This window comes from Pseudomonas sp. NDM (assembly GCF_003105095.1).
Taxonomy (GTDB): domain Bacteria; phylum Pseudomonadota; class Gammaproteobacteria; order Pseudomonadales; family Pseudomonadaceae; genus Aquipseudomonas; species Aquipseudomonas moraviensis_A.
Window position 1 is genome coordinate 1 of the sequence record NZ_QETJ01000016.1, and the last position, 25890, is coordinate 25890.

27 protein-coding genes are annotated in these 25890 nt (G+C 59.8%); 11 read left to right on the forward strand and 16 right to left on the reverse strand.

Features of this window, described 5'->3' with window-relative positions; all coding sequences use genetic code 11:
• Positions 1-99: 99 nt before the first annotated feature.
• The 3 genes from yjiA to DCO47_RS06245 all read right to left on the reverse strand — a co-directional run bounded on the left by yjiA (position 100) and on the right by DCO47_RS06245 (position 3502).
• Complete coding sequence (gene yjiA / locus DCO47_RS06235; RefSeq protein ID WP_064364097.1) at positions 100-1071, reverse strand: GTPase; 972 nt, start codon at positions 1069-1071, stop codon at positions 100-102.
• A 151-nt stretch (positions 1072-1222) separates the two neighbouring features.
• The gene (locus tag DCO47_RS06240; RefSeq protein WP_003228401.1) at positions 1223-1420 is read right to left on the reverse strand and encodes a YbdD/YjiX family protein; all 198 of its coding nucleotides are present in this window, start codon (positions 1418-1420) and stop codon (positions 1223-1225) included.
• A 15-nt stretch (positions 1421-1435) separates the two neighbouring features.
• Positions 1436-3502 (reverse strand): carbon starvation CstA family protein, encoded by a 2067-nt coding sequence (locus DCO47_RS06245; RefSeq protein WP_042610518.1) that lies wholly within the window; start codon positions 3500-3502, stop codon positions 1436-1438.
• A gap of 160 nt (positions 3503-3662) precedes the next feature.
• Here DCO47_RS06245 and DCO47_RS06250 point away from each other — a divergent pair, with 160 nt between their 5' ends.
• Positions 3663-4031, forward strand: a complete 369-nt coding sequence (locus tag DCO47_RS06250; RefSeq protein ID WP_116657739.1) for a PilZ domain-containing protein — start codon at positions 3663-3665, stop codon at positions 4029-4031.
• Between the two features lie 119 nt (positions 4032-4150).
• Here the strand turns inward: DCO47_RS06250 and radA are convergent, their stop codons facing one another.
• The 3 genes from radA to DCO47_RS06265 are packed head-to-tail and all read right to left on the reverse strand — an operon-like array spanning position 4151 to position 7713.
• Positions 4151-5518, reverse strand: coding sequence for a DNA repair protein RadA (radA, locus tag DCO47_RS06255; RefSeq protein WP_003228407.1), 1368 nt, complete (start codon positions 5516-5518; stop codon positions 4151-4153).
• Positions 5519-5565: 47 nt separating this feature from the next.
• Positions 5566-6111 (reverse strand): ankyrin repeat domain-containing protein, encoded by a 546-nt coding sequence (locus tag DCO47_RS06260; RefSeq protein WP_064364095.1) that lies wholly within the window; start codon positions 6109-6111, stop codon positions 5566-5568.
• Positions 6112-6171: 60 nt separating this feature from the next.
• Positions 6172-7713 (reverse strand): catalase, encoded by a 1542-nt coding sequence (locus DCO47_RS06265; RefSeq protein ID WP_116657740.1) that lies wholly within the window; start codon positions 7711-7713, stop codon positions 6172-6174.
• Positions 7714-7998: 285 nt separating this feature from the next.
• Here DCO47_RS06265 and mscL point away from each other — a divergent pair, with 285 nt between their 5' ends.
• On the forward strand, positions 7999-8412 hold the full coding sequence (mscL, locus tag DCO47_RS06270) for a large-conductance mechanosensitive channel protein MscL (RefSeq protein ID WP_024014404.1): 414 nt from the start codon (positions 7999-8001) through the stop codon (positions 8410-8412).
• A 45-nt stretch (positions 8413-8457) separates the two neighbouring features.
• Here the strand turns inward: mscL and DCO47_RS06275 are convergent, their stop codons facing one another.
• Positions 8458-9234: a ferredoxin--NADP reductase gene (locus tag DCO47_RS06275; protein WP_083353606.1), complete on the reverse strand. Its 777-nt coding sequence runs from the start codon at positions 9232-9234 to the stop codon at positions 8458-8460.
• Between the two features lie 315 nt (positions 9235-9549).
• Between DCO47_RS06275 and DCO47_RS06280 the strand changes: the two genes are divergently transcribed.
• Positions 9550-10260 (forward strand): autoinducer binding domain-containing protein, encoded by a 711-nt coding sequence (locus DCO47_RS06280; protein ID WP_065615644.1) that lies wholly within the window; start codon positions 9550-9552, stop codon positions 10258-10260.
• 174 nt (positions 10261-10434) lie between these two features.
• Positions 10435-11559 (forward strand): class I SAM-dependent methyltransferase, encoded by a 1125-nt coding sequence (locus DCO47_RS06285; RefSeq protein WP_116657741.1) that lies wholly within the window; start codon positions 10435-10437, stop codon positions 11557-11559.
• A gap of 71 nt (positions 11560-11630) precedes the next feature.
• Here DCO47_RS06285 and DCO47_RS06290 read toward each other — a convergent pair whose 3' ends face one another.
• From DCO47_RS06290 to DCO47_RS06300, 3 genes are all read right to left on the reverse strand, one after another.
• A complete protein-coding gene (locus DCO47_RS06290) occupies positions 11631-11798 on the reverse strand; it encodes a DUF2474 domain-containing protein (RefSeq protein ID WP_016773090.1) in 168 nt (55 codons plus the stop codon).
• Positions 11799-11882: 84 nt separating this feature from the next.
• On the reverse strand, positions 11883-12890 hold the full coding sequence (gene cydB, locus DCO47_RS06295; RefSeq protein WP_042610525.1) for a cytochrome d ubiquinol oxidase subunit II: 1008 nt from the start codon (positions 12888-12890) through the stop codon (positions 11883-11885).
• A 3-nt stretch (positions 12891-12893) separates the two neighbouring features.
• Positions 12894-14339, reverse strand: coding sequence for a cytochrome ubiquinol oxidase subunit I (locus DCO47_RS06300; RefSeq protein WP_042610526.1), 1446 nt, complete (start codon positions 14337-14339; stop codon positions 12894-12896).
• 380 nt (positions 14340-14719) lie between these two features.
• On the opposite strand from DCO47_RS06300, the gene DCO47_RS06305 reads away from it, so the two are divergent.
• The 3 genes from DCO47_RS06305 to DCO47_RS06315 all read left to right on the forward strand — a co-directional run bounded on the left by DCO47_RS06305 (position 14720) and on the right by DCO47_RS06315 (position 16635).
• Positions 14720-15955 carry an MFS transporter gene (locus DCO47_RS06305; protein ID WP_116657742.1) on the forward strand — a complete coding sequence of 412 codons (1236 nt, stop codon included), beginning with the start codon at positions 14720-14722 and terminating at the stop codon, positions 15953-15955.
• Positions 15956-16054: 99 nt separating this feature from the next.
• A complete protein-coding gene (locus DCO47_RS06310) occupies positions 16055-16333 on the forward strand; it encodes a type II toxin-antitoxin system RelE/ParE family toxin (protein WP_116657743.1) in 279 nt (92 codons plus the stop codon).
• A gap of 14 nt (positions 16334-16347) precedes the next feature.
• The gene (locus DCO47_RS06315) at positions 16348-16635 is read left to right on the forward strand and encodes a HigA family addiction module antitoxin (RefSeq protein WP_016773085.1); all 288 of its coding nucleotides are present in this window, start codon (positions 16348-16350) and stop codon (positions 16633-16635) included.
• 4 nt (positions 16636-16639) lie between these two features.
• Here DCO47_RS06315 and DCO47_RS06320 read toward each other — a convergent pair whose 3' ends face one another.
• Positions 16640-17191 (reverse strand): DJ-1 family glyoxalase III, encoded by a 552-nt coding sequence (locus DCO47_RS06320; RefSeq protein WP_064364090.1) that lies wholly within the window; start codon positions 17189-17191, stop codon positions 16640-16642.
• Between the two features lie 66 nt (positions 17192-17257).
• A complete protein-coding gene (locus DCO47_RS06325) occupies positions 17258-17704 on the reverse strand; it encodes a DUF4879 domain-containing protein (RefSeq protein ID WP_042610529.1) in 447 nt (148 codons plus the stop codon).
• 220 nt (positions 17705-17924) lie between these two features.
• On the opposite strand from DCO47_RS06325, the gene DCO47_RS06330 reads away from it, so the two are divergent.
• Both DCO47_RS06330 and trmA read left to right on the forward strand, forming a co-directional pair.
• Positions 17925-19220 (forward strand): NCS2 family permease, encoded by a 1296-nt coding sequence (locus tag DCO47_RS06330; protein WP_064364088.1) that lies wholly within the window; start codon positions 17925-17927, stop codon positions 19218-19220.
• On the forward strand, positions 19217-20296 hold the full coding sequence (trmA, locus tag DCO47_RS06335) for a tRNA (uridine(54)-C5)-methyltransferase TrmA (RefSeq protein ID WP_116657744.1): 1080 nt from the start codon (positions 19217-19219) through the stop codon (positions 20294-20296). Before DCO47_RS06330 ends, trmA begins: the two co-directional genes overlap by 4 nt.
• Before the next feature lie 54 nt (positions 20297-20350).
• Here trmA and DCO47_RS06340 read toward each other — a convergent pair whose 3' ends face one another.
• Together DCO47_RS06340 and DCO47_RS06345 are read right to left on the reverse strand one after the other, a co-directional pair.
• Complete coding sequence (locus DCO47_RS06340; protein WP_064364086.1) at positions 20351-20797, reverse strand: DUF2442 domain-containing protein; 447 nt, start codon at positions 20795-20797, stop codon at positions 20351-20353.
• Positions 20794-21222 (reverse strand): DUF4160 domain-containing protein, encoded by a 429-nt coding sequence (locus DCO47_RS06345; protein WP_083353612.1) that lies wholly within the window; start codon positions 21220-21222, stop codon positions 20794-20796. Before DCO47_RS06345 ends, DCO47_RS06340 begins: the two co-directional genes overlap by 4 nt.
• Positions 21223-21547: 325 nt before the next feature.
• Between DCO47_RS06345 and aroQ the strand changes: the two genes are divergently transcribed.
• Positions 21548-21988: a type II 3-dehydroquinate dehydratase gene (aroQ, locus tag DCO47_RS06350; protein WP_042610534.1), complete on the forward strand. Its 441-nt coding sequence runs from the start codon at positions 21548-21550 to the stop codon at positions 21986-21988.
• 5 nt (positions 21989-21993) lie between these two features.
• Positions 21994-22848 (forward strand): shikimate dehydrogenase, encoded by an 855-nt coding sequence (locus tag DCO47_RS06355; protein WP_116657745.1) that lies wholly within the window; start codon positions 21994-21996, stop codon positions 22846-22848.
• Between the two features lie 116 nt (positions 22849-22964).
• Here the strand turns inward: DCO47_RS06355 and DCO47_RS06360 are convergent, their stop codons facing one another.
• Together DCO47_RS06360 and quiC are read right to left on the reverse strand one after the other, a co-directional pair.
• Positions 22965-23642: a TetR/AcrR family transcriptional regulator gene (locus DCO47_RS06360; RefSeq protein WP_116657746.1), complete on the reverse strand. Its 678-nt coding sequence runs from the start codon at positions 23640-23642 to the stop codon at positions 22965-22967.
• Between the two features lie 102 nt (positions 23643-23744).
• Complete coding sequence (gene quiC / locus DCO47_RS06365; RefSeq protein ID WP_116657747.1) at positions 23745-25646, reverse strand: 3-dehydroshikimate dehydratase QuiC; 1902 nt, start codon at positions 25644-25646, stop codon at positions 23745-23747.
• Positions 25647-25890 lie beyond the last annotated feature (244 nt).

Sequence of the window (25890 nt, forward strand, 5' to 3'; positions counted from 1 at the left end):
GATTGTTATCGCGAGCAGGCTCACTCCTACATTTGAAACGCGTTCCCCTGTAGGAGTGAGCCTGCTCGCGATAGCTCCATTACAGGCTAAGAAGATCCATCAGGCAGAGGCCACCCTGGCAAACCCCGCCCGAATCTTCTCTTCCGGCAAGTCATCGGCGATAAACACGATCACACTCTCTCGCGCTTCGCCTTCGGCCCATTCGGTGTCCCAGTCGAAACCATAGAGTTTCAGCACACCCTGAAACACCAGCCGTCGATCTTCCCCGGCGATATTCAGCACGCCTTTGTAGCGCAGCAATTGCTTGCCGTGCTCTTCCAGCAGTTCGTTCATGAACTCGCTGAGCTGATCAATATCCAGTGCCTGATCGGTGCGCAGCACCAGGCTGGAGATGCGATCGATCGAGGGTGCCTTGCTCACCGGACGCAGGCTCAAACCGCCGCCCAGATCAGCATTGAGGTTGAAGCCGCGCACATCCAGCAGTTCGGCCAGATCAATGTTGCCATGCTCGACCACGCGGATCGGCGCGCGACGGTTGATTCGCGTAAGGCGTTCGCTCAATGCGGTGAACGTCGCCTCATCGACCAGATCGGTCTTGCTCACCAGCAAGCGATCGGCGAAACCGATCTGCGCCTGGGCGATGGTCTGGGTCAGGTGCACATCGGCGTGAGCGGCGTCGACCAAGGTGATGATGCCGTCGAGCAGATAACGCTCGCGCAGCTCTTCATCGATGAAGAACGTCTGCGCTACCGGCGCCGGATCGGCCAGACCGGTGCATTCGATCACCAGACGATCGAAGGCGATTTCGCCACTGTCCAGGCGCTCGAGCAGCAAGTACAGCGCCTTGGTCAGGTCGGTGTGAATGGTGCAGCAGACGCAGCCGTTGGCCAGGGTCATGACCTGCACCGGCTCGTCACCGAGCAGTTGGGTGTCGATCCCGGCGTCGCTGAATTCGTTCTCGATCACGGCGATTTTCAGACCGTGCTCGGCTTTCAGTAAATGACGCAGCAAGGTGGTCTTGCCGGCGCCGAGGAAACCGCTGAGTACCGTTACCGGAATGGGAGAAGACAAAACCTGATCTCCTTAAAGAAACACAAAAACAAATGTGGGAGCGAGCCTGCTCGCGAAAGCGGTGTGCCAGTCAAATCACTCATCAACTGACTCTCCACTTCGCGAGCAGGCTCGCTCCCACAGGGGATTACCTCAACCGCAGGCTGTCAGCTCAACAGCACTTCGGCCCACCCTTGCCACCGTAACGGGCTTCCTGACGTTCGCGAAAGAACATCTCGTAGCTCATCACCGGTTTGTCCGGGTGCTTGGTTTGCATATGCTCGACGTAGGTGTCGTAGTCGGGCATGCCGACCATCAGGCGCGCGGCCTGACCGAGGTATTTACCGAGGCGACTCAGGTCATTGAACATGCTGCAATCCTCTGGTTACGCATCCGGCAGGGCCTGGAATGGCGATTCTTTATCCGTGCGCTCTTTCTTGCCCCAGGCGGCGATGCCGACCTTGAGCGCGTAGAACAGGATGCTGAAGACCACGAACAGGAACAGCGCGGTGAGTGTGGCGTTGGTGTAGGCGTTGAAGATCACGTGCTGCATCTGCTCGACGCTTTTCGCCGGTGCCAGCACCTGACCGTTGGCCAGCGCATCGCTGTACTTCTTCGCCAGCGAAAGGAAGCCGATCGCCGGGTTGGCGTCGAACAGCTTGATGAAGCCAGCGGTGGTGGTGCAGATCAACAGCCAGGTGGCCGGCAACAGGGTGACCCAGATGTAGCGCTGACGCTTCATCTTGATCAGGACCACGGTGCCGAGCATCAGCGCGATACCGGCGAGCATCTGGTTGGAGATGCCGAACAGTGGCCACAGGGTGTTGATGCCGCCCAGTGGATCGATCACGCCCTGATACAGCAACCATCCCCACATCGCCACACAACCGGCGGTAGCGATCAGGTTGGCGGTCCAGGATTCGGTGCGTTTCAGCGCCGGGACGAAGGAGCCGAGCAGGTCCTGCAGCATGAAACGCCCGGCACGGGTACCGGCATCGACAGCGGTGAGGATGAACAGCGCTTCGAACAGGATCGCGAAGTGGTACCAGAACGCCATGGTGTTTTCACCCGGCAGGACACTGTGCAGGATCTGCGCGATACCGACCGCCAGGGTCGGCGCACCACCGGCGCGAGCCAGGATGGTGGTTTCGCCGATGTCATGGGCAACCGCTTGCAGCGCCTCAGGCGTGATTGCGAAGCCCCAACTGGTGACCATCTGCGCTACTGACGCGGCATCACTGCCGACCACGGCGGCCGGACTGTTCATGGCGAAGTACACACCCGGCTCGATCACCGAAGCGGCAACCATGGCCATGATCGCTACGAACGACTCCATCAGCATGCCGCCGTAACCGATGTAGCGGGCGTTGGTTTCGTTATCCAGCAGCTTCGGCGTGGTGCCCGAAGAAATCAGTGCGTGGAAACCCGATACCGCGCCGCAGGCGATGGTGATGAACAGGAACGGGAACAGACCGCCCTTCCACACCGGCCCGGTGCCGTCGACGAACTGGGTCAGCGCCGGCATTTTCAGCTCGGGCATGGTGATCAGGATACCGATCGCCAGCGCGACGATGGTGCCGATCTTGAGGAAGGTCGACAGATAGTCACGCGGGGCGAGAATCAGCCAGACCGGCAGCGACGCGGCGACAAAACCGTAACCGACCAGCATCCAGGTAATCTGCACACCGGTGAAGGTGAAGGCCTTGGCCCATACCGGATCGGCAGCAATCTGCCCTCCCAGCCAGATCGAACCGAGCAGCAGCAACACGCCGACCACGGAGATTTCGCCGATGCGGCCCGGGCGGATGTAGCGCATGTAGATGCCCATGAACATCGCGATCGGGATCGTCGCCATCACGGTGAAGATGCCCCACGGGCTCTCGGCCAGGGCCTTGACCACGATCAGCGCCAGCACCGCGAGGATGATGATCATGATCAGGAAGCAGCCGAACAGCGCGATGGTCCCGGGAATCCGGCCCATTTCTTCACGCACCATGTCGCCCAGGGATCGGCCGTTGCGGCGGGTCGACATGAACAGGACCATGAAGTCCTGCACCGCGCCCGCCAGCACCACACCGGCAATCAGCCAGAGCGTGCCGGGCAGATACCCCATCTGCGCCGCCAGCACCGGACCGACCAGCGGCCCCGCGCCAGCGATGGCCGCGAAGTGGTGACCGAAAAGAATGTGTTTGTTGGTCGGCACATAGTCCAGACCATCGTTGTTGAGCACGGCGGGGGTGGCCCGACGCGGATCCAGTTGCATCACGTTGTTGGCGATGAACAGACTGTAATAACGGTACGCAACCAGATAAATGGCCACGGCAGCGACCACAATCCACAAGGCGTTGATCGCCTCGCCGCGGCGCAATGCCACTACGCCCAGGGCGCACGCTCCTACGATTGCCAGCACGAGCCAGGGTAAGTGGCGCAGCAGGCTATTATTATTTTTCATTTTTTTATTCCAGCCAGGGTGGACAAGAAAGACAGCCACCCCGAGTTTAGCGCTTACGGCGCCAAAGGCCATACCCCGACATAGGTCTAGACGCGTGAGCGATTGGCTGGCGCACGCATTCGCGGTCTATAGTCAGCGAACCTTCATGAGGATTTGCGCCATGAACGATCACTCCGCCAATCGACGTCGCTTCAAACGTATTGCGTTCGATGCCCGAACCGAGCTGAAACAGGGCGAGTACACCTGGCCGGTCAGGCTGATCGACCTGTCACTCAAGGGATTGTTGATCGAACGGCCGGAGCCGTGGCTTGGTGATAAAGAGCAGGACTTTGCCGTCGACATTCATCTGAGCGATGACGTCGACATCGAGATGGATGTGCATCTGGCCCACGAGGAGAACGGCCATTTGGGGTTCATCTGCCGGCATATCAGCCTGGAGTCGATCCAGCGCCTGCGGCGGTTGATCGAGTTGAACCTGGCGGATAAGGCCGAGCTGGAGCGCGAGTTGGGTGCGTTGATCGAAATCTAGAACCCGCCACCGATCAACTGTAGGAGTGAGCCTGCTCGCGATAGCGGTCTGCCATTCAACATATCATTGACTGATTGACCGCTATCGCGAGCAGGCTCACTCCTACAGGGGAATGGTGGTTATTCGAAGAGCGCGTCGAGGGCTTGTTCGAGGCGAGTGACCGCAATGATCTGCAACCCCGCCGGCGCTTCCTTCGGTGCGTTGCCCTTGGGCACGATCGCGCGTTTGAAACCGTGCTTGGCCGCCTCCTTCAAACGTTCCTGGCCGCTCGGCACCGGGCGCACTTCGCCGGACAGGCCGACTTCGCCGAACACCAGCAGATCATGGGGCAACGGCCGATTGCGCAAACTCGACATCACCGCCGCCATCAGCGCCAGATCCGACGCGGTTTCCAGCACCTTCACGCCACCGACCACGTTGAGGAACACGTCCTGATCGTGGGTCGGGATGCCGCCATGACGGTGCAACACCGCGAGCAGCATCGCCAGACGGTTCTGATCCAGACCCAGCGTCACCCGGCGCGGGTTGGCCAGATGACTGTCATCGACCAGCGCCTGCACCTCCACCAGCATCGGCCGGGTGCCTTCCCACGTCGCCATGACCACACTGCCGGGGACTTCTTCCTGGGCCCGGGTGAGAAAAATCGCCGAAGGATTGGAGACTTCTTTCAGGCCCTTGTCGGTCATGCCGAACACGCCCAACTCGTTGACCGCGCCGAAACGGTTTTTCACTGCACGCAGCAAACGCAGGCGACCGTCGGATTCGCCTTCGAAATACAGCACGGTGTCGACCATGTGTTCCAGCACACGAGGACCGGCCAGAGCGCCCTCTTTGGTGACGTGGCCGACAAGGAAAATCGCCGTGCCGCTCTGCTTGGCGTAACGCACCAGCAACGCCGCGCTCTCGCGCACCTGGGATACGCCGCCCGGTGCCGATTGCAGTTGCTCGGTGAAAATGGTCTGGATCGAGTCGATCACCATCACCTTGGGCTTTTCCTGACGGGCGGTGGCGATGATGGTTTCGATGCAGGTCTCGGTCATCACCCGCAGTTGATCCTGCGGCAGGCCGAGACGGCGTGCGCGCATCGCCACTTGCTGCTGGGATTCCTCACCAGTGACGTACAGCGCCGGCATGCTTTTGGCCAGATTGCACAGGGTCTGCAGCAGAATGGTCGACTTGCCGATCCCCGGGTCACCGCCGATCAGCACCACTGAACCGTCGACCAGCCCGCCGCCGAGGACGCGATCTAGCTCACCGGAGGCGGTGGAAAACCGTGGAATTTCTTCGATGCTGACTTCGGCCAGGGTCTTGATCTGGGCCTGTTGCCCGGCCCAGCCGGTACGTCCGGTGGGTGCCGTGGCGCCGCCGCTTTCGATCATGGTTTCAGTCAGGGTGTTCCAGGCACCGCACTCACCGCACTGCCCGGCCCACTTGGGAAAGGTTGCGCCGCACTCGGTGCAGCCGTACATGCGCTTGGCCTTGGCCATCAGAACCCCCGGAACAAAAGACGCGATGATAACGCAGCCACCACCGATCAGCGCGGCGCAGCGGTACGGATTTCGCCACTGGCCAGACGCGCGGCGCTGTTGCCCAGCGGATCCTCGGCGTTGAGGTCCGCGCCCTTGGCTTGCAATGCATCAAGCAATTCCAGACGCTTGAACAGCCCGGCATACATCGCCGCCGTCTGTCCGGCGCCGTTACGCTGGTCGGGGCTGCAATCGGTCGCCATCAGGCGCCGGGCAATCTGCAACTCGCCCTTGAATATCGCGCCCATCAGCGCCGTGTTGCCACGTTGATCCTGAGCACAGGCGTCCGCGCCTGCTGCCAACAGTCGCTCAACCGCCGGCGCCTGACCGTGATAGGCGGCCAGAATCAGCGCGGTGTAACCCTTGCTGTCGCGAGTATCAAGGGAATAGCCGGACTCGATAAAGGTTTCGAGCATCGGCACATCCCCGCGGCGCGCGGCATCGAAGTAATAAGCCTGCAACTGCGCCTTGATTGCCTCGGGGCTTTGCTCGACCGGGGCCGCCCCCGCAGTGAACGACAGGCACGCGGCCAGGCATGAAAGAAAAATCCGCATCGGGCACTCTCCTTGAACGCACGCGAGGCATGACCGGCCCTCGCGTGCGCCGCATCGCTATCAGTCGGTCAGTTTGGCCGCCAGTGCTTTCACACGGCTGAGGTCGCCCTTGGCCACTTCGGTCACACCGCTGCCGTACTCAGGGTCGGCCTTGTACAGGAACGACAGGATGATGTGCTTGCTCTCGTCATCGGTGGTGGCCAGCGAGCCGCCGAAGCTGTCGATCAGGTCGCGACGCTCCTGCTTGCTGTACGAGCGATACAGATCACCGGCCTGCTTGAAGTTCTGCTCGCGCTGGATCTTCGCCTGCTGGGTGCTGCCGGACAGCGCCGACTGGCTGTAACGCGCCGCTGGCGTCTCTTCACGCGGTTGCAGGCGGCTCGGCTGGTAGTTGACGCCGGACTGGCTGGCGCCGAAATTCATCGCACCGTCCTGATTGCCATTGTTCACCGCAGTTTTCGGCGCATTGATCGGCAATTGCAAAGCGTTGGCGCCGAGACGATACATCTGCGTATCGGCATAAGAGAACACCCGGCCCTGCAACAAACGATCTTCCGAAGGTTCAATACCCGGAACTACGTTGGCCGGCGCCATGGCTACTTGTTCGGTTTCCTGGAAGACGTTGGCCGGATTGCGGTTCAAGATCATTTGTCCAACTTTGCGTTCGGGAATACCCGGCCAGATCTTGGTCGCGTCCAATGGATCGAAATCAAACTTGGACAAATCCTGTGGCTTCAGAACTTGCACGTACAAGTCCCACTTCGGGAAGTTGCCTTTGTTGATATTGCTGACCAGATCATTGGTCATATGGCTGTAATCCTGACCCTGAACTTTTGCGACCTGCTTTGGCCGCAGGTTATTAATGCCCTGCAAGCTCTTCCAATGAAACTTCACATAATGAACTTCATTCTTTGCGTTGATCAGCTTATAGGCATGAACGCCATTGCCGTCCATTTCCCGGTAACTGGCCGGAGTACCGTAGTTGGAATACAGCTCGGTCAGCGTGCGGGTGGCTTCGGGTACATGGGAGAAGAAATCGAACCGGCGCGAATCGTCGTCGAGGTTGGTGCGCGGATCGGGCTTGAAGGCATGCACCATGTCCGGGAATTTGATCGCGTCGCGGATGAAGAAGGTCGGGAAGTTGTTGCCGACCAGATCCCAGTTGCCGTCAGCGGTGTAGAACTTGGTGGCGAAACCGCGCGGGTCGCGCAGGGTTTCCGGGGAATGGTTGCCGTGCACCACCGCCGAGAAACGCACGAACACCGGGGTGCTCTGGCCTGCGGCGAACACCTTGGCCTTGCTCAGGTCGCTGAGGTCGTTGGTCACGGTGAAAGTGCCATGGGCGCCGGTGCCGCGCGCATGGACGACGCGCTCGGGGATGCGTTCACGGTCGAAACGCTGCAGCTTCTGGATCAACTGCACATCCTGCAGCAGCACCGGGCCGTTGGCGCCGGCGGTTTGCGAGTTCTGATTGTCACCGACAGCAGCGCCATTGTCGCGGGTCAGCGGAGCGGCGTTGACCGAAAAGGTCAGCAGGCTGGCGGTCAATACACCGAAAGTGCGGAGATGGGGAAAAGCCCCCAGTCCAGGAGTGGATGTCATATCAGGTTCCTCTGGTTTTATGGGGCGCATCCAGGTGCGCCACGCCAAGGCTAGAGGCCCGTGCCGCGGAACATAAATAGAAAGAACGTAACACCATGATTGAAGAAATTGGCTGTGCAATCAGCGCTTTACCGCGTATTTCGCGCGCGATTGCTGGCATTTTGCAAACTAATCGTCAATTGATGTGTCGATAAAAACGGGCATTGTAAGAAGGTGTTTCGCGCAGGAGGCGTTTCGCTGATTTACACTGCCAACACCAAACTCATCTGTAACAAGGAAATAACTATGGGCGTGCTTAGCGAGTTCAAGGCCTTCGCGGTCAAAGGCAATGTGGTCGATATGGCCGTCGGTATCATCATTGGCGCGGCGTTCGGCAAGATTGTTTCGTCGTTTGTCGGCGACGTGATCATGCCGCCGATTGGCCTGTTGATCGGTGGGGTGGACTTCAGTGACCTGGCCGTCACGCTCAAAGCCGCCCAGGGCGATGCGCCCGCAGTGGTGCTGGCTTACGGCAAATTCCTGCAGACCGTGCTGGATTTCGTGATCGTCGCGTTCGCCATCTTTATGGGCGTCAAAGCCATCAACCGCCTCAAGCGCGAAGAAGCCGTGGCGCCAACCGCGCCGCCGATCCCGAGCAAGGAAGAGCAGCTGCTGGGCGAAATTCGCGACCTGCTCAAAGCGCAGAACGAGCGGCCCTGAAGCATCCGCTGGTCAATAAAACGGCACCCGCGGGTGCCGTTTTCGCTACCAGTAATTTTCCACCGCAACCTGCCCCGGCTTGCGCGTCAGGCTCAGGCGCATGTCGCGCTGCTTGAGCAAGGCGCGGGTGTCATCGATCATCTGCGGATTGCCGCACAACATCACCCGCGAATGCTCTGGCGAAAGCTCGACGCCCGCTGCTCGCTCCAGTTCGCCATTTTCGATCAGCGCAGTAATCCGGCCCTGCAGCGCGCCGGGGTGCGCCTCACGGGTCACAGTCGGGATAAACCGCAATTTGTGCGCATGCTCGCTGAGGTAGTCACGTTGCGCCAACCCGGCAATCAACGCCTGGTAAGCCAGTTCCCGCGCTTCACGCACGCTGTAGACCAGAATGATGCGCTCGAATTTCTCCCAGACTTCGAAGTCCTGCAGGATCGACAGGAACGGCGCCACGCCGGTGCCGGTGGACAGTAGCCAGAGATCGCGACCATCGACAAAGCGATCCAGGGTCAAATAGCCGAACGCCTGGCGTTCAACCATCAGGCTGTCGCCCACCCTGAGCCTGCTCAACTCACTGGTGAACTCGCCCCCCGGCACCACAATGGAAAAGAACTCGAGAAACTCGTCGAACGGCGACGACACCATCGAATACGCGCGCCAAACGGTACTTCCGTTGGCCTTGGTGACGCCCAGGCGGGCGAACTGGCCGGCACGGAAGCGAAAGCCGGGATCGCGGCTGGTGCGCAGCGTGAACAGGTTCGGCGTCAACGGTTGGACATCGAGCAAAGTCTGGGTGGTGTACTTCTCGGCGCTGGCAGTCATGAGGCACTCCTTGAAACGATTGCCCACAGTGTCCCGCAAAATCGCCTTGCCTAACACTCGTGATTGGTAATGGTATTAAGCGGATCAACGCTGTTCATTCGGGACTGCCGCCAGCGTCAGTTATTGAGTAATAACTTTAAATGGCAATTAAAATATAACAGCCTGTATTGCTAAGAACGCTTTATGAAAAAACTTCCAAGTATCAATCTCGAAATAATGTAAGGCGACTCGCAGGAAAGATCCTACACTTCGATTCGTGCCGGATCCTTTGGATCCATTCGGCGCCCGGATATCAGGTTATGGAGGCGATAGTTCATGGAAACGTGGAAGGAATCACAACTCAAACAACTGACGTTTGCCAAAGGCATAGAGGCGGCTTACCCGATACTGTTGAGATTCGCGGAGAACCTTGGGTTTAACTTCTGCGCCATTGCAGTCACCTCGCCGAATCGCGAAGTGCATCTGAATGCCTTGCAAATCAATAATTACCCGAAAGAATGGAACATTCAGTACAACAAAGAGAACTACCGGAACATCGACCCGGTAATAGCGCATTGCAATCACTCAATACTTCCAATCGTATGGGAAGAAAGAGTGTTCGGCGATGCACCCCAGCTGTGGCAGGCGTTGAAACACAATGGACTGCAGCATGGCTGGTCGCAGGCATTCCATGATGAAGCCAGTGGCTTGTGCAGCATCATCAGTCTGGCTCGAACCCACTGCCCGATCAGTCCGCTGGAGCTGTATGAGCATTACGGTTATATCTTTTTCGCCAACCGGCACTTCAGCGAACTGTATGCCCGCACCGTGCCCCTACCGGCCAAGCCCAGCAGGCCGAGGTTATCGTCCAGGGAGCTGGAAATTCTGAAACTGTCGGCCTTGGGCAAGACCGCTCATGACATTTCGAGAATTCTCAGCCTGAGCGAACGTACCGTTAACTACCACGTGCAAAACGTCATCGAGAAACTCAACGTGTGCAACAAGATTTCCGCCGTGATTGCGGCTGCTCGTGCCGGGATCATCTGATAGCCAAGAGTGATCGCGCGACAATCCTGCGAGTATTTACCCGCAAAAAAACGTAACATTCAGGCCTCTCCGAGTGATGACGCACACCGCTTGCATCGCAGTCCACTCGGTAGGATCCCGTCGCACTACATGCTGACAACGGGATAACTGCCGAATATCCTGAGTCCCCGCCCCATGCCTTTGCTAGAGACACCCTTCGCCCAGCTCGACCTGATTCGCCAGCCCGAACAGCAGAATGAACCGCTGCAAGCGTTCGACGCGGCGGACGAATACCTGCTCAATCATCTCGCCAGCGAACAACCGGCAAGCAGCACCCGCGTGCTGGTGCTCAATGACAGCTTCGGTGCATTGGCCATCAGTTTGCTGGGCAAGGTCGAGGTCAGCAGCAGCGGCGACTCGTTCCTGGGTTTCGTCGGACTGGAAAAGAATCTGCTGCGCAACGGCCAGGCGTTCGATGCGATTCGTCCAATCCCGGCCAGTGAGCCCTTGGTCGGGCCGTTTGATCGGGTGCTGATCCGCGTCCCCAAAACCCTGGCGCTGCTGGAAGAACAGTTGATCCGCCTGCAAGGGCAACTGGCTCCCGGCGCGCAAGTGATCGCGGCTGCCATGGTCAAGCATCTGCCCCGTGCTGCCGGCGATCTGCTCGAGCGCTACATCGGCCCGGTGCAAGCGTCGCTGGCTGTGAAAAAAGCGCGATTGCTGATTGCCACACCGCAAACCAAAACACCCGTAACGTCCCCCTACCCCACTCGTTATCGCCTGGATGAACCGGCGATCGAACTGCTCAACCAGGCCAACGTGTTCTGCCGCGAAGGTCTGGACATCGGCACCCGCGCGTTCCTGCCGCATCTGCCGAAGAACCTTGGCAACGCACGAGTCGCCGATCTTGGTTGCGGCAACGGTGTGCTGGCCATTGCCAGCGCGTTGCAGAACCCGGACGCGCATTACACGCTGGTCGACGAGTCATTCATGGCGGTGCAATCGGCGGCCGAGAACTGGCGCGCGGCGTTGGGCGATCGGGAAGTGGTGGTGCGCGCCGGCGATGGTCTGGCCGGGCAGGCGCCGCAGTCGCTGGACGTAGTGCTGTGCAATCCACCCTTCCATCAGCAGCAGGTAGTCGGCGATTTCCTCGCCTGGCGCATGTTCCAGCAGGCGCGCGAGGCACTGGTGGTCGGCGGTGCGCTGTACATTGTCGGCAATCGGCACCTGGGCTATCACAGCAAACTGGCGCGCCTGTTCCGCGGCGTCGAGCAAGTGGCGGCAACGCCGAAATTCGTCATCCTCAAAGCCCGCAAATAAATCCCGGACAAAAAAAACCCTCCGTGAGGAGGGTTGCAAATCCATACCCGAAGGCGCCGGGACGGGATGTTTCAGTGGGTGGTCAAACCTGCGGCATTCATGAACATGCGCATCAGGCTGGCGGCGATAAACAGCACGCCGACACTGCCAACCCAGATCAAGGCCAACCAGCCGAGGCGCTGCCACAGCGGTTTTTTTTCGGCTTCTTCAATGTCGTGCAGGGAATGTTTGCCGGTCATTGCGTCGATCTCCGTTTAGCCAAGGCGTCACTGCGCACGCCTTCGCGAGCAGGCTCGCTCCCACAGGGCAAGCCCAGCATGGGATTAGTGGTAACCGTCTTCGTGGGTCACCTTGCCGCGGAATACGTAGTAGCTCCAGAAGGTGTAACCGAGGATGAACGGAATGATGAACAGCGTGCCCACCAGCATGAAGCCCTGACTTTGCGGCGGCGCGGCGGCGTCCCAGATCGAGATCGACGGCGGCACGATGTTCGGCCACAAGCTGATGCCCAGACCGCTGTAGCCAAGGAAGATCAGCACCAGGGTCAGCAGGAACGGCGTGTAGTTGGCATTGCGTGCCACCGCGCGGATCAGGCCATACAGGGTGACCAGCACCAGAATCGGCACCGGCATGAACCACAACAGATTCGGCATGCTGAACCAGCGCGAGGCAATTTCCGGGTGGGATAACGGTGTCCAGATACTGACAATGCCGATCACCGCCAACAGCACAAACGCCAGCGGCCGTGCCAGATCATGCATTTGTTCCTGCAACTTGCCTTCAGTCTTCATGATCAGCCAGGTGCAGCCGAGCAAGGCATACGCCACCACCAGCGCTGCGCCGCAGAACAGTGTGAACGGCGTCAGCCAGTCCAGTGAGCCACCGGCGAACTGGCGATTGACCACAGGCAAGCCATCGATGAAGGCGCCCAGCGCCACACCCTGAAAGAACGTCGCCGCGATCGAACCACCGATGAAGGCCTTGTCCCACAGGTGACGTTTTTCGTCCTTGGCCTTGAAGCGAAACTCGAAGGCCACGCCGCGAAAGATCAGGCCCATCAGCATGAAGATCAGCGGCAGGTACAACGCCGACAGCACCACCGAATAGGCCAGCGGGAACGCGCCGAACAATGCCGCGCCCCCCAGCACCAGCCAGGTTTCGTTACCGTCCCAGACCGGGGCGACCGTGTTCATCATCACGTCACGGTCGGTCTTGCCCGGCACGAACGGGAAGAGAATGCCGATGCCCAGGTCGAAGCCGTCCATGACCACGTACATCATGATGCCGAAGATGATGATCACGGCCCAGATCAGCGGAAGATCAATACCCATGAGTCAAATCTCCTTGGTCAAGCGAGTGTTGTCTTCGTGCTCGCCCTCGGCCGGATCGTCGGCTGCGGACAGCGGACGCGCCGGGGTGCGTTTCTTGCCTGGACCACCGTCCGGCGTTTCGCTGCCCTCGCTGATCTTCGGCCCCTTGCGTACCAGACGCATCATGTAGCCAAGCCCTGCGCCGAACAGCGCGAAATAGATCACGACGAACATGATCAGGGTGATGCTCATCTGCATGAAGCTGTGGTTGGACGAAGCATCTGCGGTGCGCATCAAGCCGTACACGACCCATGGCTGACGGCCGATTTCCGTGGTGAACCAGCCGGCAAGAATCGCGATCAGGCCGGACGGCCCCATCCACAAGGCCAGATGCAGGAACGGCCGCGAGGTGTACAGCGAGTCACGCTTGCGCAGCCACAGACTCCACAGACCGGTGAAGATCATCAGGAAACCGAGGCCGACCATGATGCGGAACGACCAGAACACGATGGTCGAATTCGGCCGGTCTTCCGGCGGGAATTCCTTGAGTGCCGGCACCTGCTTGTCCAGCGAGTGCGTGAGAATCAGGCTGCCGAGGTAGGGAATCTCCACGGCGAACTTCGTGCGTTCTTCTTTCATGTCCGGCCAGCCGAACAGGATCAGCGGCGTCGCTTCGTCGCCATGGTTTTCCCAGTGGCCTTCGATCGCAGCGATTTTTGCCGGCTGATGCTTGAGCGTGTTGAGGCCGTGGAAGTCGCCGATCACTGCCTGGATCGGCGCGACGATCAGCGCCATCCACATCGCCATCGACAGCATGGTGCGAATCGCCGGGTTGTCCCTGCCGCGCAGCAAATGCCAGGCTGCCGAAGAGCCGACGAAGAATGCCGTCGCGACGAACGCGGCGGTGGCCATGTGCATCAGCCGGTAAGGAAATGATGGATTGAAGATGATCGCCAGCCAGTCAGTCGGGATGACCTGGCCGTTGACGATCTCAAAGCCTTGCGGGGTCTGCATCCAGCTGTTGGAGGCGAGGATCCAGAAGGTCGAAATCAACGTGCCGATCGCCACCATCACCGTCGAAAAGAAGTGCAGGCCGCGCCCGACCTTGTTCCAGCCGAACAGCATCACACCAAGGAAACCGGCTTCAAGGAAGAACGCCGTGAGCACTTCATAGGTCAGCAACGGCCCGGTAACGGCGCCGGCGAAGTCGGAGAAACGACTCCAGTTGGTACCGAACTGATAGGCCATGACCAGACCGGAAACCACGCCCATGCCAAAGTTGACGGCGAAGATCTTCGACCAGAAATGGTAGAGGTCACGGTAGGTATCGTTGCGGGTTTTCAGCCACAGGCCTTCGAGCACCGCCAGGTAACTCGCCAGGCCAATGGTGATGGCCGGGAACAGAATGTGGAACGAGATGGTGAACGCGAACTGAATTCGGGCGAGATCGAGAGCCTCTAAACCGAACATATGGCTTCCTCTGTCAGGTAGTACGGGTAGCGGACCCGGAGGCCTGCACCACTGCCCCCACGGATATGGAGTGCGGCGAATTCGGATTCGTTCTTTTTTTACAACCATCGCTACGCAGGGAGTCTGGCCAACTGGCCGTCAGATCAGTTCCGGTCGGGGTCTTGATCTGGATCAAGCAACGTTGAAAGAGTAGTCCCATTTTTGCCAATGAACTGCGTGGTCGTTTGCCGCGTGACAAGTTGTCTCATTGGCGCAGCAAGGTTCTGGCCTGGTGAACCCAAAAAGATTGATGCACATCTGACTGAATTTTTTCTCGTAGCAACTTCCTGTTACAGACTGGTGATAATCTCGCCGTTCACTCGTCCAAGACCTGCCTTCAGATGCCCACTCAAGAGCCCCTGCTGTTACGTCACCATCGTCCGTTCATGGCCTTTTGGCTGGCGCGGATTTTCACCGCCAGCGGTTTTCAGATGCTCACCGTGGCGATTGGCTGGAACCTCTATCAACTGACCGGCAACGTGCTGGATCTGGGCCTGGTCGGCCTGGTCGAATTTGCCCCTCGCGTATTGTTCATGCTGCACACCGGGCACGTCGCCGATCGCTATGACCGGCGCAAGGTCGCCGCGCTCTGTCAGTCGTTGCAGGCATTGATTGCCCTGGCGCTGGCCATCGGCAGTGCCACCGATCACGTCACCCGCGAAATGATCTTCATCCTCGCCTTTCTCCTGGGTGCGGCGCGGTCGTTCGAGATGCCCACGACCCAGGCGCTGCTGCCAAGCATCGTCCCGAGTGCGCTCTTCCCTCGGGCGGTCGCCGCCGCGCAATCGGCGCAGCAATCGGCGACCATCGTCGCCCCGGCCCTCGGCGGTTTGCTCTATGCATTCGGCAGCGTCTGGGTCTACGGCCCGACCGTATTGCTGTATGTGATCGCCTGCTTGCTGATGCTCAACCTGCCGGCACGCAAGACGCCGCTGAACAAAGGCAAAGCCACGCTGGACTCGCTGCTGGCGGGGATTCGCTTCATCCGCAGCCGTCCGGACATCCTCGGCGCGATCTCGCTGGACCTGTTTGCCGTGTTGCTCGGCGGCGCCACGGCGTTGCTGCCGGTGTTTGCCAAGGACATTCTGCTGACCGGCCCGTGGGGCCTCGGCCTGCTGCGCTCGGCGCCGGCGGTGGGCGCGTTGCTGATGTCATTGTTCCTGGCGCGATTTGCCGTGGAACGCAATGTCGGCCGGGTGATGTTCACCGCCGTCGGCATCTTCGGCGTCGCCACCATCGCCTTTGGCCTGTCGACCTCGTTCTGGTTCTCGCTGGCGGTACTGGTGGTGCTCGGCGCCGCGGACATGATCAGCATGGTGATCCGCGCCTCCTTCGTACAACTGGAAACCCCCGACGAAATGCGCGGCCGGGTCAGCGCGGTGAACGGCCTGTTCATCGGCGCCTCGAACCAGTTGGGCGAATTCGAATCAGGCCTCACCGCCCACTGGTTCGGCACCGTGCCGGCGGTGGTCATGGGCGGAATCGGCACGCTGGTGGTGACGGGAACGTGGATCAAGCTGTTTCCGACGTTGGCGAACCGGGATCGGATGCATGTGCCGGTGGAGGAGAAGGTCTGAGTTTTCTGGAAAAACTCACCTGCCAAGCACATATCAAGCGACAACGTGCGGTACATAGTTACCGCACTGGGTGTAATGTATCGCCTTACACTCGCCGCCATGATCAAATCCTTTCAGCACAAAGGCCTTCGTGGCTTCTATGAAACAGGTACGACTCGTGGAATTCGTGCCGAGCATGCAAAACGGCTGTCGCGCATGTTGCAGTTCATGGATCGAGCGACGCTTCCCGGGGACTTGGACTTGCCCGGCTGGCGCCTGCATCCTTTGAAAGGTGAGCTAAGCGAATATTGGTCGCTCAGCGTTTCAGGCGACTGGCGAGTGATCTTTCGTTTTGTCGGTTCGGATATCGAATTGGTCGATTATCTGGACTACCACTGACAGGAGGCAGGCTCATGCCCATGCACAACCCGCCACACCCCGGTGAAACCCTGCTGCTGGATGTCTTGCCCGAGCTTGGCATCAGCGTGAGCGAATTGGCCCGGCACCTTGGCTTTGCACGCCCGCACCTTTCGCGCGTACTGCACGGACACGCGCCAATCAGCCCGGATCTGGCAGTACGACTTGAGCGTGCAGGGATTGGCAAGGCGCGCGTGTGGCTAGGTGTTCAAACCGACTACGATCTTTGGCAAGCGGAGCACCGTGAGCAACCAATGATAGAACCCCTCGCAGCCCACGGCTGACCCGTCAGGCCATCAACTCCCCCGCCACCCTCGCCCGCAACGCCTTGCCACCAAGCTGCTCGACCAGGGTCAAGGCAAACTCCAGCGCAGCCCCCGAGCCTTGGGCGGTGATGCAATTGCCGTCGACCACCACCGGTTGATCAACAAACGTACAGCCCGACAACTGATGGCTGGCGCCGGGCAGGCAGGTCATGCGTCGCTGGCGCAGCACGCCTGATGCTTGCAGTGCGACAGCCGGAGCTTCGCCGATGGCGGCGAACAATCGGCCGGCGCTGGCTTGGTCTTTGAGCAATTGCTGTAAGGGCTGGTGCGCAGCGAGATGCTGGGAGCCGACGGCACCGCCCGGCAGGACGATCAGGTCGAAGCGCTGCGCGAGTACATCGACGAGCATGCCGTCGGCGGTCAGCCGGGTGCCCCGCGCGCAGGTCAGCATGCGCCGGCCTTCAATACTGGCGGCAACCACTTCGATACCGGCGCGGCGCAGCACGTCGATCAGGGTCACGCTTTGCAAATCGTCGATGCCCTCGGCGAGGGCAATCAGGGCTCTGGCAGTCATGGGCGCTTTCCGCTGGTAGTCTGTAAAGCGTAGTCAGCTTTATCCCACCCTGTTCGAAGACAGCCGTTACTTGATGTAAAGCTGGGTCGACATCATGTTGCGCGGCGCGTTGAGCGAGGTGTTGCTGAAGCTGAAGGTGCCTTCCTGTTTACCGGCCAGATCGAAGGTATAAAGAGAACCGACGGTTTTGCTGCCGGGCGTGCATTCGGTGAGATTGCCATTATCGAAGGCACACACCGGGCCTCGGGTGCCGTTGACCTCGAAGCCATCCAGAGTCACTTGCGGCTGGTTCTGGCCATAGCCGACTTCCAGCACGTAGACCTTGATGTTCGGCCCGTTGTGATTGCACTGGGTTTGCGCCTGATTATCGGCGATATCTTCCAGGCCACAGGACGGCGACTGCACTTTGATGACCTTTACCTGGGTCAATGGCGGCGCCGAAGCCGCGAACGCCGGGACTGCCACCAGCAGTGCTGCAATCCATCCGAAAATCTTCATCCCGCCGTTGCGCATGCCTGCCCACTCCGAAAAATCAGCGCGCAGTATGGCGCAGTTGTCTGCTGCGCAAAACTTCGCCGACGATCGACACCAACATCCGCCAAATTCCTCACGCGGCTGGTATGATGCGCGGCTTTTTCCGACCCACGACAATTTTCCAGGCGCTTGCGACGGTCTGTGCTTTGCTGTTGAGGTCGATACATTCACGGCGCCACGCGCGCCACGGGGAGCAGACATGCTGGAAAGGCTGTTTCAACTCAAGGCACACAACACCAACGTGCGCACCGAAATTCTCGCGGGCGTCACGACTTTCCTGGCCATGGCTTACATTCTGTTCGTCAACCCGAGCATCCTCGGCGAGACCGGCATGGACAAAGGCGCGATTTTCGTCGCCACCTGTCTGGCGGCCGCGATCGGCTCGACCGTGATGGGCCTGATCGCCAACTACCCGATCGCCCTCGCTCCGGGCATGGGCCTGAATGCCTTCTTCACTTACACCGTGGTCCTGCACATGGGCCACACCTGGCAGGTGGCGCTGGGTGCGGTGTTCATTTCCGCCGTGCTGTTTTTCCTGCTGTCGATCTTCCGCATCCGTGAATGGATCATCAACGCCATCCCGCTGCCATTGCGCTCGGCGATCGCCGCCGGTATCGGCCTGTTCCTGGCACTGATCGCCCTGCACAACGCTGGGATCGTAGTCAGCAACCCGGCGACCATGGTCGGTCTCGGCGATCTGACCAAACCGGCGCCGATTCTCGCCACAGTCGGCTTCGCGGTAATTGTCGCCCTCGAAGCGCTGAAAGTGCGCGGCGCGGTGCTGATCGGCATTCTCGCCGTCACCATCGCCTCGATCGCACTGAACGTCACCGAGTTCGGCGGCATCCTGTCAATGCCGCCGTCGCTGGCGCCGACCTTCCTGCAACTGGACATCAAAGGTGCACTGGACATCGGTCTGGTCAGCGTGATTTTCGCCTTCCTGTTCGTCGACCTGTTCGACAACTCCGGGACCCTGATCGGCGTCGCCAAGCGCGCCGGCCTGATGGGCAAGGATGGCCACATGCCGAAAATGGGCCGCGCGCTGATCGCCGACAGTACGGCGGCCATGGCCGGGTCGCTGCTGGGCACTTCGACCACCACCAGTTACATCGAATCCGCGGCCGGCGTCAGTGCCGGTGGCCGCACTGGCCTGACCGCAATTGTCGTGGCGATCCTGTTCCTGCTGGCGCTGTTCTTCTCGCCACTGGCGGCCAGCGTGCCGGCTTTCGCCACCGCACCAGCGCTGCTGTTCGTCGCCGTGCTGATGACATCGGGCCTGGCGGAAATAGACTGGGATGACATCACCGTCGCCGCACCGGTTGTGGTCACTGCACTGGCGATGCCGTTCACCTATTCGATCGCCAACGGCATCGCTTTCGGTTTCATCGCCTGGACCGCCATCAAGCTGCTGTCCGGCCGCGCCCGAGAACTGAACCCGGCACTGGTGATTCTGTCGATTCTGTTTGTGATCAAGTTGGGTTGGTTCAACGCATGACTTTCGATTCCCAAGCCTACGCCGAACAACTCGAAGCCAAGGTCACACGTCTGCGTGAGCTACTGGCGCCGTTCGATGCACCCGAGCCGACGGTGTTTGATTCGCCGCTGCAGAACTTCCGCCTGCGCGCCGAATTCCGCCTGTGGCGCGAGGGCGGCGAGCGGCACTACGCGATGTTCTCTCAGGATGACAAACGCACGCCGATCCTCATCGAAGAATTCCCGATCGCCAGCCTGCGCATCAACCAGTTGATGCCGCAGTTGAAGGCTGCGTGGCAGGCCAGTTCGGCGCTGAGCCACAAGCTGTTCCAGGTCGAATTCCTGACCACGCTGGCCGGCGACGCGATGATCACCCTGTGCTACCACCGTCCGCTGGACGAACATTGGCACGCGGCGGCGACTCGCTTGTCGGCCGATCTCGGTGTGAGCATCATCGGCCGCTCCAAGGGCAAGCGCGAAGTGCTTGGCCAGGACTATGTCGTCGAGAAACTCGAAGTCGGCGGTCGCACTTTCAGCTATCGCCAGCCCGAAGGCGCGTTTACCCAGCCGAACGGCACGGTGAACCAGAAGATGCTCAATTGGGCATACGAAGCGCTGGGCGATCGCAGCGACGATCTGCTGGAGTTGTACTGCGGCAACGGCAACTTCACCCTGCCGCTGGCCACCCGCGTACGCAAAGTGCTCGCTACCGAAATCAGCAAGACTTCAGTCAACGCGGCCCTGAGCAACCTCAGCGAAAATGCGGTGGATAACGTCACGCTGGTGCGTTTGTCCGCCGAGGAACTGACCGAAGCGCTCAACGAAGTGCGCCCGTTCCGCCGCCTGCACGGCATCGATCTGAAGAGCTATGAATTCGGCAGCGTCTTCGTCGACCCACCGCGCGCCGGCATGGACCCGGACACCTGCGAACTGACCCGACGCTTCGACAACATCCTCTACATCTCCTGCAACCCGGAGACCCTGGCCGCCAACATCGACCAACTGCACGACACCCACCGCATCACTCAATGCGCGATGTTTGACCAGTTCCCGTGGACCCATCACATGGAATCCGGTGTGCTGCTGACCCGGCGTTGATTGCCGGAAGCTGGGAAGAGAAAGCCGTCGTGATTGACGGCTTTTTTGTGGGTGCTATGGCGCGATATCGGTTTTACGTGGACGCCCGCCTTTCTTGCCATTGGCTCGGGCGGCTGCTGATTTTGCAGCGCTGCTTTGACGCCCGTTGCGCGAAGCAACGACCGACGCCGCCATCCGCATGAGCGACGGGTTCGCAGAAATCATTCCGGCAATGGAAATATCCAGGTCTTTACCCTCATGGCACAGCGCAGTGCCGGCGAAGCCGATCGTCAGGCTTGCATAATCGGCTGCTTTAAACCCCTCAAATTCTGGATACAGCTTCACCGGAAGCAACACACCGCTGCCGTCCTCGAAACGAATGACCAGAGAGGATTCTTCGAAGCTCACTGACACGGCCTGCAAACTGTTGGCCTGTCGTGCTTCGCCAAGTGTGATGGCGGCATCGAGCATTTCTTCCGTCAGGGGGCGATGCACCGACGGTTTTGCCTTGATGACTTTCATAATTCGATTTCAACTCCTTCCAACTTGCCGATCAAGGTCAGCAGCACCTTGTCTGCTTCTGGGTGATAGCGCGCCGATCCGATCCGGTAGATCTGGTCGGTGACTGGTTTCATCACGGGCACTTCGTTTGTTTGGCAATCCCATATCTGGTTATCGAGACAAACGGTCTGCAAGCCCGACCACCAGATCCCGCGTGCTCGACGCAGGTGCGCCGGTTGTCCAAGTGACAGGCACAAGCCGTTCAGCACGGCGAGCGGCGGTCGACGGGACAGCGGCACGACGTCCCACAGATCAACTTCGTTGTGCCAGAAGCTGAACCGGATGCGGGCATTCCAGGCACCCGCATCTACATGGGCGTGGGGTGGGCAGTGTTCGCCTCTCAACATGATGCGAATCGACATTCCTTTGTAGCTGCATATCTTCATGCTAACCCATCCGTTAGGTTAATGGATTTCCAAACTCGATTTTCCTTTCGAGTCCGACAACCGGTTGCCACGAGCGAACGTGTCGGAGGTCATCCAAGGCTAGCGGGCATGGAGAGCGGGGCTTGGGAATTGATTGGAAAAAACGTAAGAAAAGCTGTCGTTACATCTTGAAATCAGGGCTCGCCTGAATTTGCCTGTGCGATCACCGAACATAAAACGCCCAGGTCATTTCTGTTCAATTGACCGATGTAACCATCTAGTACATTTTATCTCCACAGGCTGAAACCTCTCGGCCGATGCCAAAAACAATAAGTGGAGTTACCCCATGTCCCCTATCGTTCTGGTGCTCAACGGCCCGAACCTGAACCTGCTCGGCACCCGCGAGCCGGCGACTTATGGTCATGAAACCCTGGCGGACATTTCCGCGCTGTGTGGTCGCGCGGCTGACGAGTTTGGCCTGACCGTAGAGTTTCGCCAGACCAATCATGAAGGCGAGCTGCTCGACTGGATTCACGCGGCGCGCGGTCGTTGCGCCGGGATCGTGATCAACCCGGCGGCGTGGACGCATACGTCGGTAGCGATTCGCGATGCCTTGGTCGCCAGCGAGCTGCCAGTGATTGAAGTGCATCTGTCCAACGTCCACGCCCGTGAGCCGTTCCGTCATCATTCGTTTGTTTCGGGCATTGCCACGGCGGTGATGTGCGGATTCGGCAGCCATGGTTATCGCTTGGCGCTGGAACATTTCAGTCAGCGGTTGCGGGGGTGAAGGCCATGTCACGTTCCAGAGTGATACTCGCCGGGCTGATCGGCGCCGGGATTCAGGCTTCGCGCACGCCGGCACTGCACGAACACGAGGGCGATGCGCAGGGCCTGCGTTATCTCTACCAACTCATCGACCTCGATCAATTGCGCCTCGACAGCACGGCGCTGCCCGACTTGCTGCAAGCGGCCGAGCGGATGAACTACACCGGTCTCAACATCACTTTTCCATGCAAGCAGGCAATCATCCCGCTGCTCGATGAATTGTCGGCGGAAGCGCGAGGGATCGGCGCAGTGAACACGGTGGTGCTGAAGGATGGCAAGCGTATTGGCCACAACACCGATTGTCTCGGTTTCGCCGAAGGTTTTCGCCGAGGTCTGCCAGACGCTGCCCGCGAACATGTAGTCCAGATGGGTGCTGGCGGCGCCGGCGCGGCGGTGGCCCACGCGCTGCTCAGTGAAGGCGTACGGCAATTGACGATTTTTGATGTCGATCGCGAGCGCGCGGAAAGTCTGGCGAACAATCTGAATCAACATTTTGGCGCCGGTCGCGCGCAAGCCGGGCGGGATTTGCCCGGGGCGCTGGCGCAGGCCGACGGCCTGGTCAACACCACGCCAATGGGCATGGCCAAGCTGCCAGGTACACCGGTGCCGGCGCAGTTGCTGCGCAAGGCAATGTGGGTCGCTGAGATTGTGTATTTCCCGCTGGAAACCGAATTGCTGCGCGACGCCCGGGCTCTGGGCTGCCGCACGCTTGATGGCGGCAACATGGCGGTGTTTCAGGCGGTCAAGGCGTTTGAACTGTTCAGCGGCGTGGTGCCGGATGCGCAGCGCATGCTTGAGCACTTTCAGAGCATGAATGGCTGAGCCCTGCCGCCCCCTGTAGGAGTGAGCCTGCTCGCGATAGCGGTGTATCAGCCAATAGATGCATTGGCTGACGGAATGCCATCGCGAGCAGGCTCACTCCTACAGGGTGGGATGTGTCAGGCCTGCAGGTAGCGCAACACCGATTCGCAGATCATCTCGCGGTGGCGTTGCTTGATGGTTTCGTCCGGCAGATCGATCTGGAAGATTTCCCCCAGCGTGTGGCGGTTCGACACGCGATAGAAGCAGAACGAACTGATCAGCAGGTGCACGTCCAGCGCATCGATGCCACGCCGGAACAAACCTTCGTCCGCCCCCCGTTGCAGAATCCCGCCCAAGGTGTCGAGGATCGTGTTGTTCAGCGCCTTGATCGCATCGGAACGTTTCACGTACTCGGCGTTGTGGATGTTTTCGATGCTGACGATGCGCACGAAATCGACGTTGCGGTCGTGGTGATCGAACGTGAACTCCACCAGTCGGCGGATCGCCAGTTCGGGCGGCAGTTCGTCCAGGTGCAGGCGGTTTTCCGTGCTGCGGATATCGCCGTAGAGTTTCTCCAGCACCTCGACGTACAACTGCTCCTTGCTGCCGAAGTAGTAATAGATCATGCGCTTGGAGGTGTGGATGCGCTCGGCGATCGCGTCGACGCGGGCACCGGACAAGCCCTGCTGGACGAACTCGACGATCGCCTCCTGCAGGATGTTTTCGCGGGTCTTTTCCGGGTTGTTCTTGCGACTCTTGCGCGGCACTGGGTCGGACTCGACAGCAGCGGCGGAAAGTTCTGAATTCATGGTCATCGCGGGCTCACGGCCATCACTGCACAAGCTGGCGATTATGGGCCGCGCGGGACAGTGAAGGAAGCCGCGCGGCCCGTGTTTAATCCCGCGTTTACGAATTCCCTACAACTTCGCCTGACGCGCCGCGCCGCTGCGGGATTTGGCCATCGCCGCCAGCCTTACGGCAACGTTGGCCGCGCCATAACCGGCGTAACCGTTCTTGCGCTGGATGATCTCGAAAAAGAAGCGCCCTTCGAACGGCTCGGTGTACACATGAAACAGCTCGCCGCCCTGGGCGTCACGGTCGTAGAGCACGTTGTAATAGGCCAGCTCGCTGAGAAACTCATCGTCGAAATCGAAACGCGCGGCGAGATCGTCGTAATAGTTCAGCGGAATGTCCAGCAGCGGCACGCCGGCCTCTTTGGCGCGACTGACCTGGGCAAAGATGTCGTCACAATCGAAGGCGATGTGGTGCACACCGGAGCCGCGATAACTCGACAACGCGTGGGAGATCGCAGTGTTGCGGTTCTCGGAAATATTCAGCGGCAGCCGGATCGAACTGTCGCGGCTGCGCAGTGCGCGGCTCTTCACCAGACCGTACGGATCGGGCAGCACCACTTCGTCGTCGGCCTCGAAATCCAGCAGGCTCTTGTAGAACAGCACCCAACTGTCGAGGCTGTCGGCCGGCAGCGCCATGGCCATGTGATCGATTCGCTTGAGGCCGCCGCCGGTCTGTGCGTCCGGCAGCAGATTGAAATCGGTCCCGTAAACGTCGGCGTCCTCGTCGACCAGATAAATCAGACTGCCGTCCGGTGCGCGCACCGCCGCCAGTTCCAGTTCATTCGGCCCGACCAGCCCGCGATAGGGCTGCCCCTTGTAAGCGACCGCGCGGGCCAGCGCACTGGCGCTGTCCCTGACCCGCACAGCCGTGGCGCACAGCGACGGGCCATGGGCTTCGAAGAAGCTGTGGGCGAACGAATAAGGTTCGCAGTTGAGGATCAGATTGATATCGCCCTGACGCAGCAGGCTGACATTCTTGGAGCGATGCTGCCCGGCCTTGGCAAAACCGAGGCGTTGCAGCCAGTGACCGAGCTTAGCCCCGAGCGCTTCGTCGACGGCAAACTCAAGAAACTCAACGCCGTTGTATTCGCTGGCCTGCGGCGTTTCGAAAAGGATGTCGCGGTTGGCCACCGGCGTCGATTCCTGTTCGAGACGCTGACGGGTTTTCTCTTCCAGATACAGTAGCGAACGCAAACCGTCGGCGGCGTTGGCCCGTGGCGGTGCGGCACGGAAGCCGTCGTTGAAGATTTCCAGCGACAACGGCCCGCTATAGCCGCTCTTGATGATCGGCGCGAGAAAACCCGGCAGATCGAATTCGCCCTGCCCCGGGAAGCAGCGGAAATGCCGGCTCCACTCCAGCACATCCATCTGCAGAATCGGCGCGTCGGCCATTTGCACGAAGAAGATCTTGTCGCCGGGAATATCGGCGATGGCGCTTGGATCGCCCTTCAGCGACAGCGTGTGGAAGCTGTCGAGCAACACGCCGAGGCTCGGGTGATCGGCCTGACGGACGATGTCCCAGACCTGTTGGTAAGTATTGACGTGCCGGCCCCACGCCAGCGCTTCGTAACCAATGCGCAAGCCGCGGGCGCCGGCGCGTTCGGCCAGCAGGCGCAAGTCATCGACGAGAATCTGTTGATCGCCCAGGCTGTCGGCGGAAGCATTGCTGCAGACCAGCACCAGGTCGGTACCGAGTTCCTGCATCAGGTCGAACTTGCGCTCTGCGCGCTCCAGGTTGCGGGCCAGGCGATCACGGCGGCAGCCTTCGAAATCACGGAACGGCTGAAACAGGGTGATGGCGATGCCGAGATCGGCGCACATCTGTTTAACTTCGCGGGGACTGCCGTCGTAGTACAGGAGGTCGTTTTCGAAAATCTCCACGCCGTCGAAGCCGGCGGCGGCAATGGCTTCGAGTTTTTCCGGCAGGGTGCCGCTCAAGGAAACGGTGGCAATGGAACGCTGCATGTTTCAACTCCCGGACTGCGCCGCTTTTATGTAGGAGCTGCCGAAGGCTGCGATCGTTTGATCTTGATTACTTGAACAGCAAAATCAAAAGATCGCAGCCTTCGGCAGCTCCTACGAGGGAATGGGTTTTTATAGTGAGGGAAATTATTGGCTGCATCCCTGCGCGCAGCAATTTAAAGTGTACTACCCGGTTAGTTTTGCGTGCGATTATCGAACACTATGGCGATTTGGCGAATTGACGATT

Coding starts and splice junctions, on each gene's coding strand:
- DCO47_RS06240 (WP_003228401.1), bottom strand. CDS start 1,420: ATGTTCAATGACCTGAGTCGCCTCGGTAAATACCTCGGTCAGGCCGCG.
- DCO47_RS06245 (WP_042610518.1), bottom strand. CDS start 3,502: ATGAAAAATAATAATAGCCTGCTGCGCCACTTACCCTGGCTCGTGCTG.
- DCO47_RS06250 (WP_116657739.1), top strand. CDS start 3,663: ATGAACGATCACTCCGCCAATCGACGTCGCTTCAAACGTATTGCGTTC.
- radA (WP_003228407.1), bottom strand. CDS start 5,518: ATGGCCAAGGCCAAGCGCATGTACGGCTGCACCGAGTGCGGCGCAACC.
- DCO47_RS06260 (WP_064364095.1), bottom strand. CDS start 6,111: ATGCGGATTTTTCTTTCATGCCTGGCCGCGTGCCTGTCGTTCACTGCG.
- DCO47_RS06265 (WP_116657740.1), bottom strand. CDS start 7,713: ATGACATCCACTCCTGGACTGGGGGCTTTTCCCCATCTCCGCACTTTC.
- mscL (WP_024014404.1), top strand. CDS start 7,999: ATGGGCGTGCTTAGCGAGTTCAAGGCCTTCGCGGTCAAAGGCAATGTG.
- DCO47_RS06275 (WP_083353606.1), bottom strand. CDS start 9,234: ATGACTGCCAGCGCCGAGAAGTACACCACCCAGACTTTGCTCGATGTC.
- DCO47_RS06280 (WP_065615644.1), top strand. CDS start 9,550: ATGGAAACGTGGAAGGAATCACAACTCAAACAACTGACGTTTGCCAAA.
- DCO47_RS06285 (WP_116657741.1), top strand. CDS start 10,435: ATGCCTTTGCTAGAGACACCCTTCGCCCAGCTCGACCTGATTCGCCAG.
- DCO47_RS06290 (WP_016773090.1), bottom strand. CDS start 11,798: ATGACCGGCAAACATTCCCTGCACGACATTGAAGAAGCCGAAAAAAAA.
- cydB (WP_042610525.1), bottom strand. CDS start 12,890: ATGGGTATTGATCTTCCGCTGATCTGGGCCGTGATCATCATCTTCGGC.
- DCO47_RS06300 (WP_042610526.1), bottom strand. CDS start 14,339: ATGTTCGGTTTAGAGGCTCTCGATCTCGCCCGAATTCAGTTCGCGTTC.
- DCO47_RS06305 (WP_116657742.1), top strand. CDS start 14,720: ATGCCCACTCAAGAGCCCCTGCTGTTACGTCACCATCGTCCGTTCATG.
- DCO47_RS06310 (WP_116657743.1), top strand. CDS start 16,055: ATGATCAAATCCTTTCAGCACAAAGGCCTTCGTGGCTTCTATGAAACA.
- DCO47_RS06315 (WP_016773085.1), top strand. CDS start 16,348: ATGCCCATGCACAACCCGCCACACCCCGGTGAAACCCTGCTGCTGGAT.
- DCO47_RS06320 (WP_064364090.1), bottom strand. CDS start 17,191: ATGACTGCCAGAGCCCTGATTGCCCTCGCCGAGGGCATCGACGATTTG.
- DCO47_RS06325 (WP_042610529.1), bottom strand. CDS start 17,704: ATGCGCAACGGCGGGATGAAGATTTTCGGATGGATTGCAGCACTGCTG.
- DCO47_RS06330 (WP_064364088.1), top strand. CDS start 17,925: ATGCTGGAAAGGCTGTTTCAACTCAAGGCACACAACACCAACGTGCGC.
- trmA (WP_116657744.1), top strand. CDS start 19,217: ATGACTTTCGATTCCCAAGCCTACGCCGAACAACTCGAAGCCAAGGTC.
- DCO47_RS06340 (WP_064364086.1), bottom strand. CDS start 20,797: ATGAAAGTCATCAAGGCAAAACCGTCGGTGCATCGCCCCCTGACGGAA.
- DCO47_RS06345 (WP_083353612.1), bottom strand. CDS start 21,222: ATGAAGATATGCAGCTACAAAGGAATGTCGATTCGCATCATGTTGAGA.
- aroQ (WP_042610534.1), top strand. CDS start 21,548: ATGTCCCCTATCGTTCTGGTGCTCAACGGCCCGAACCTGAACCTGCTC.
- DCO47_RS06355 (WP_116657745.1), top strand. CDS start 21,994: ATGTCACGTTCCAGAGTGATACTCGCCGGGCTGATCGGCGCCGGGATT.
- DCO47_RS06360 (WP_116657746.1), bottom strand. CDS start 23,642: ATGACCATGAATTCAGAACTTTCCGCCGCTGCTGTCGAGTCCGACCCA.
- quiC (WP_116657747.1), bottom strand. CDS start 25,646: ATGCAGCGTTCCATTGCCACCGTTTCCTTGAGCGGCACCCTGCCGGAA.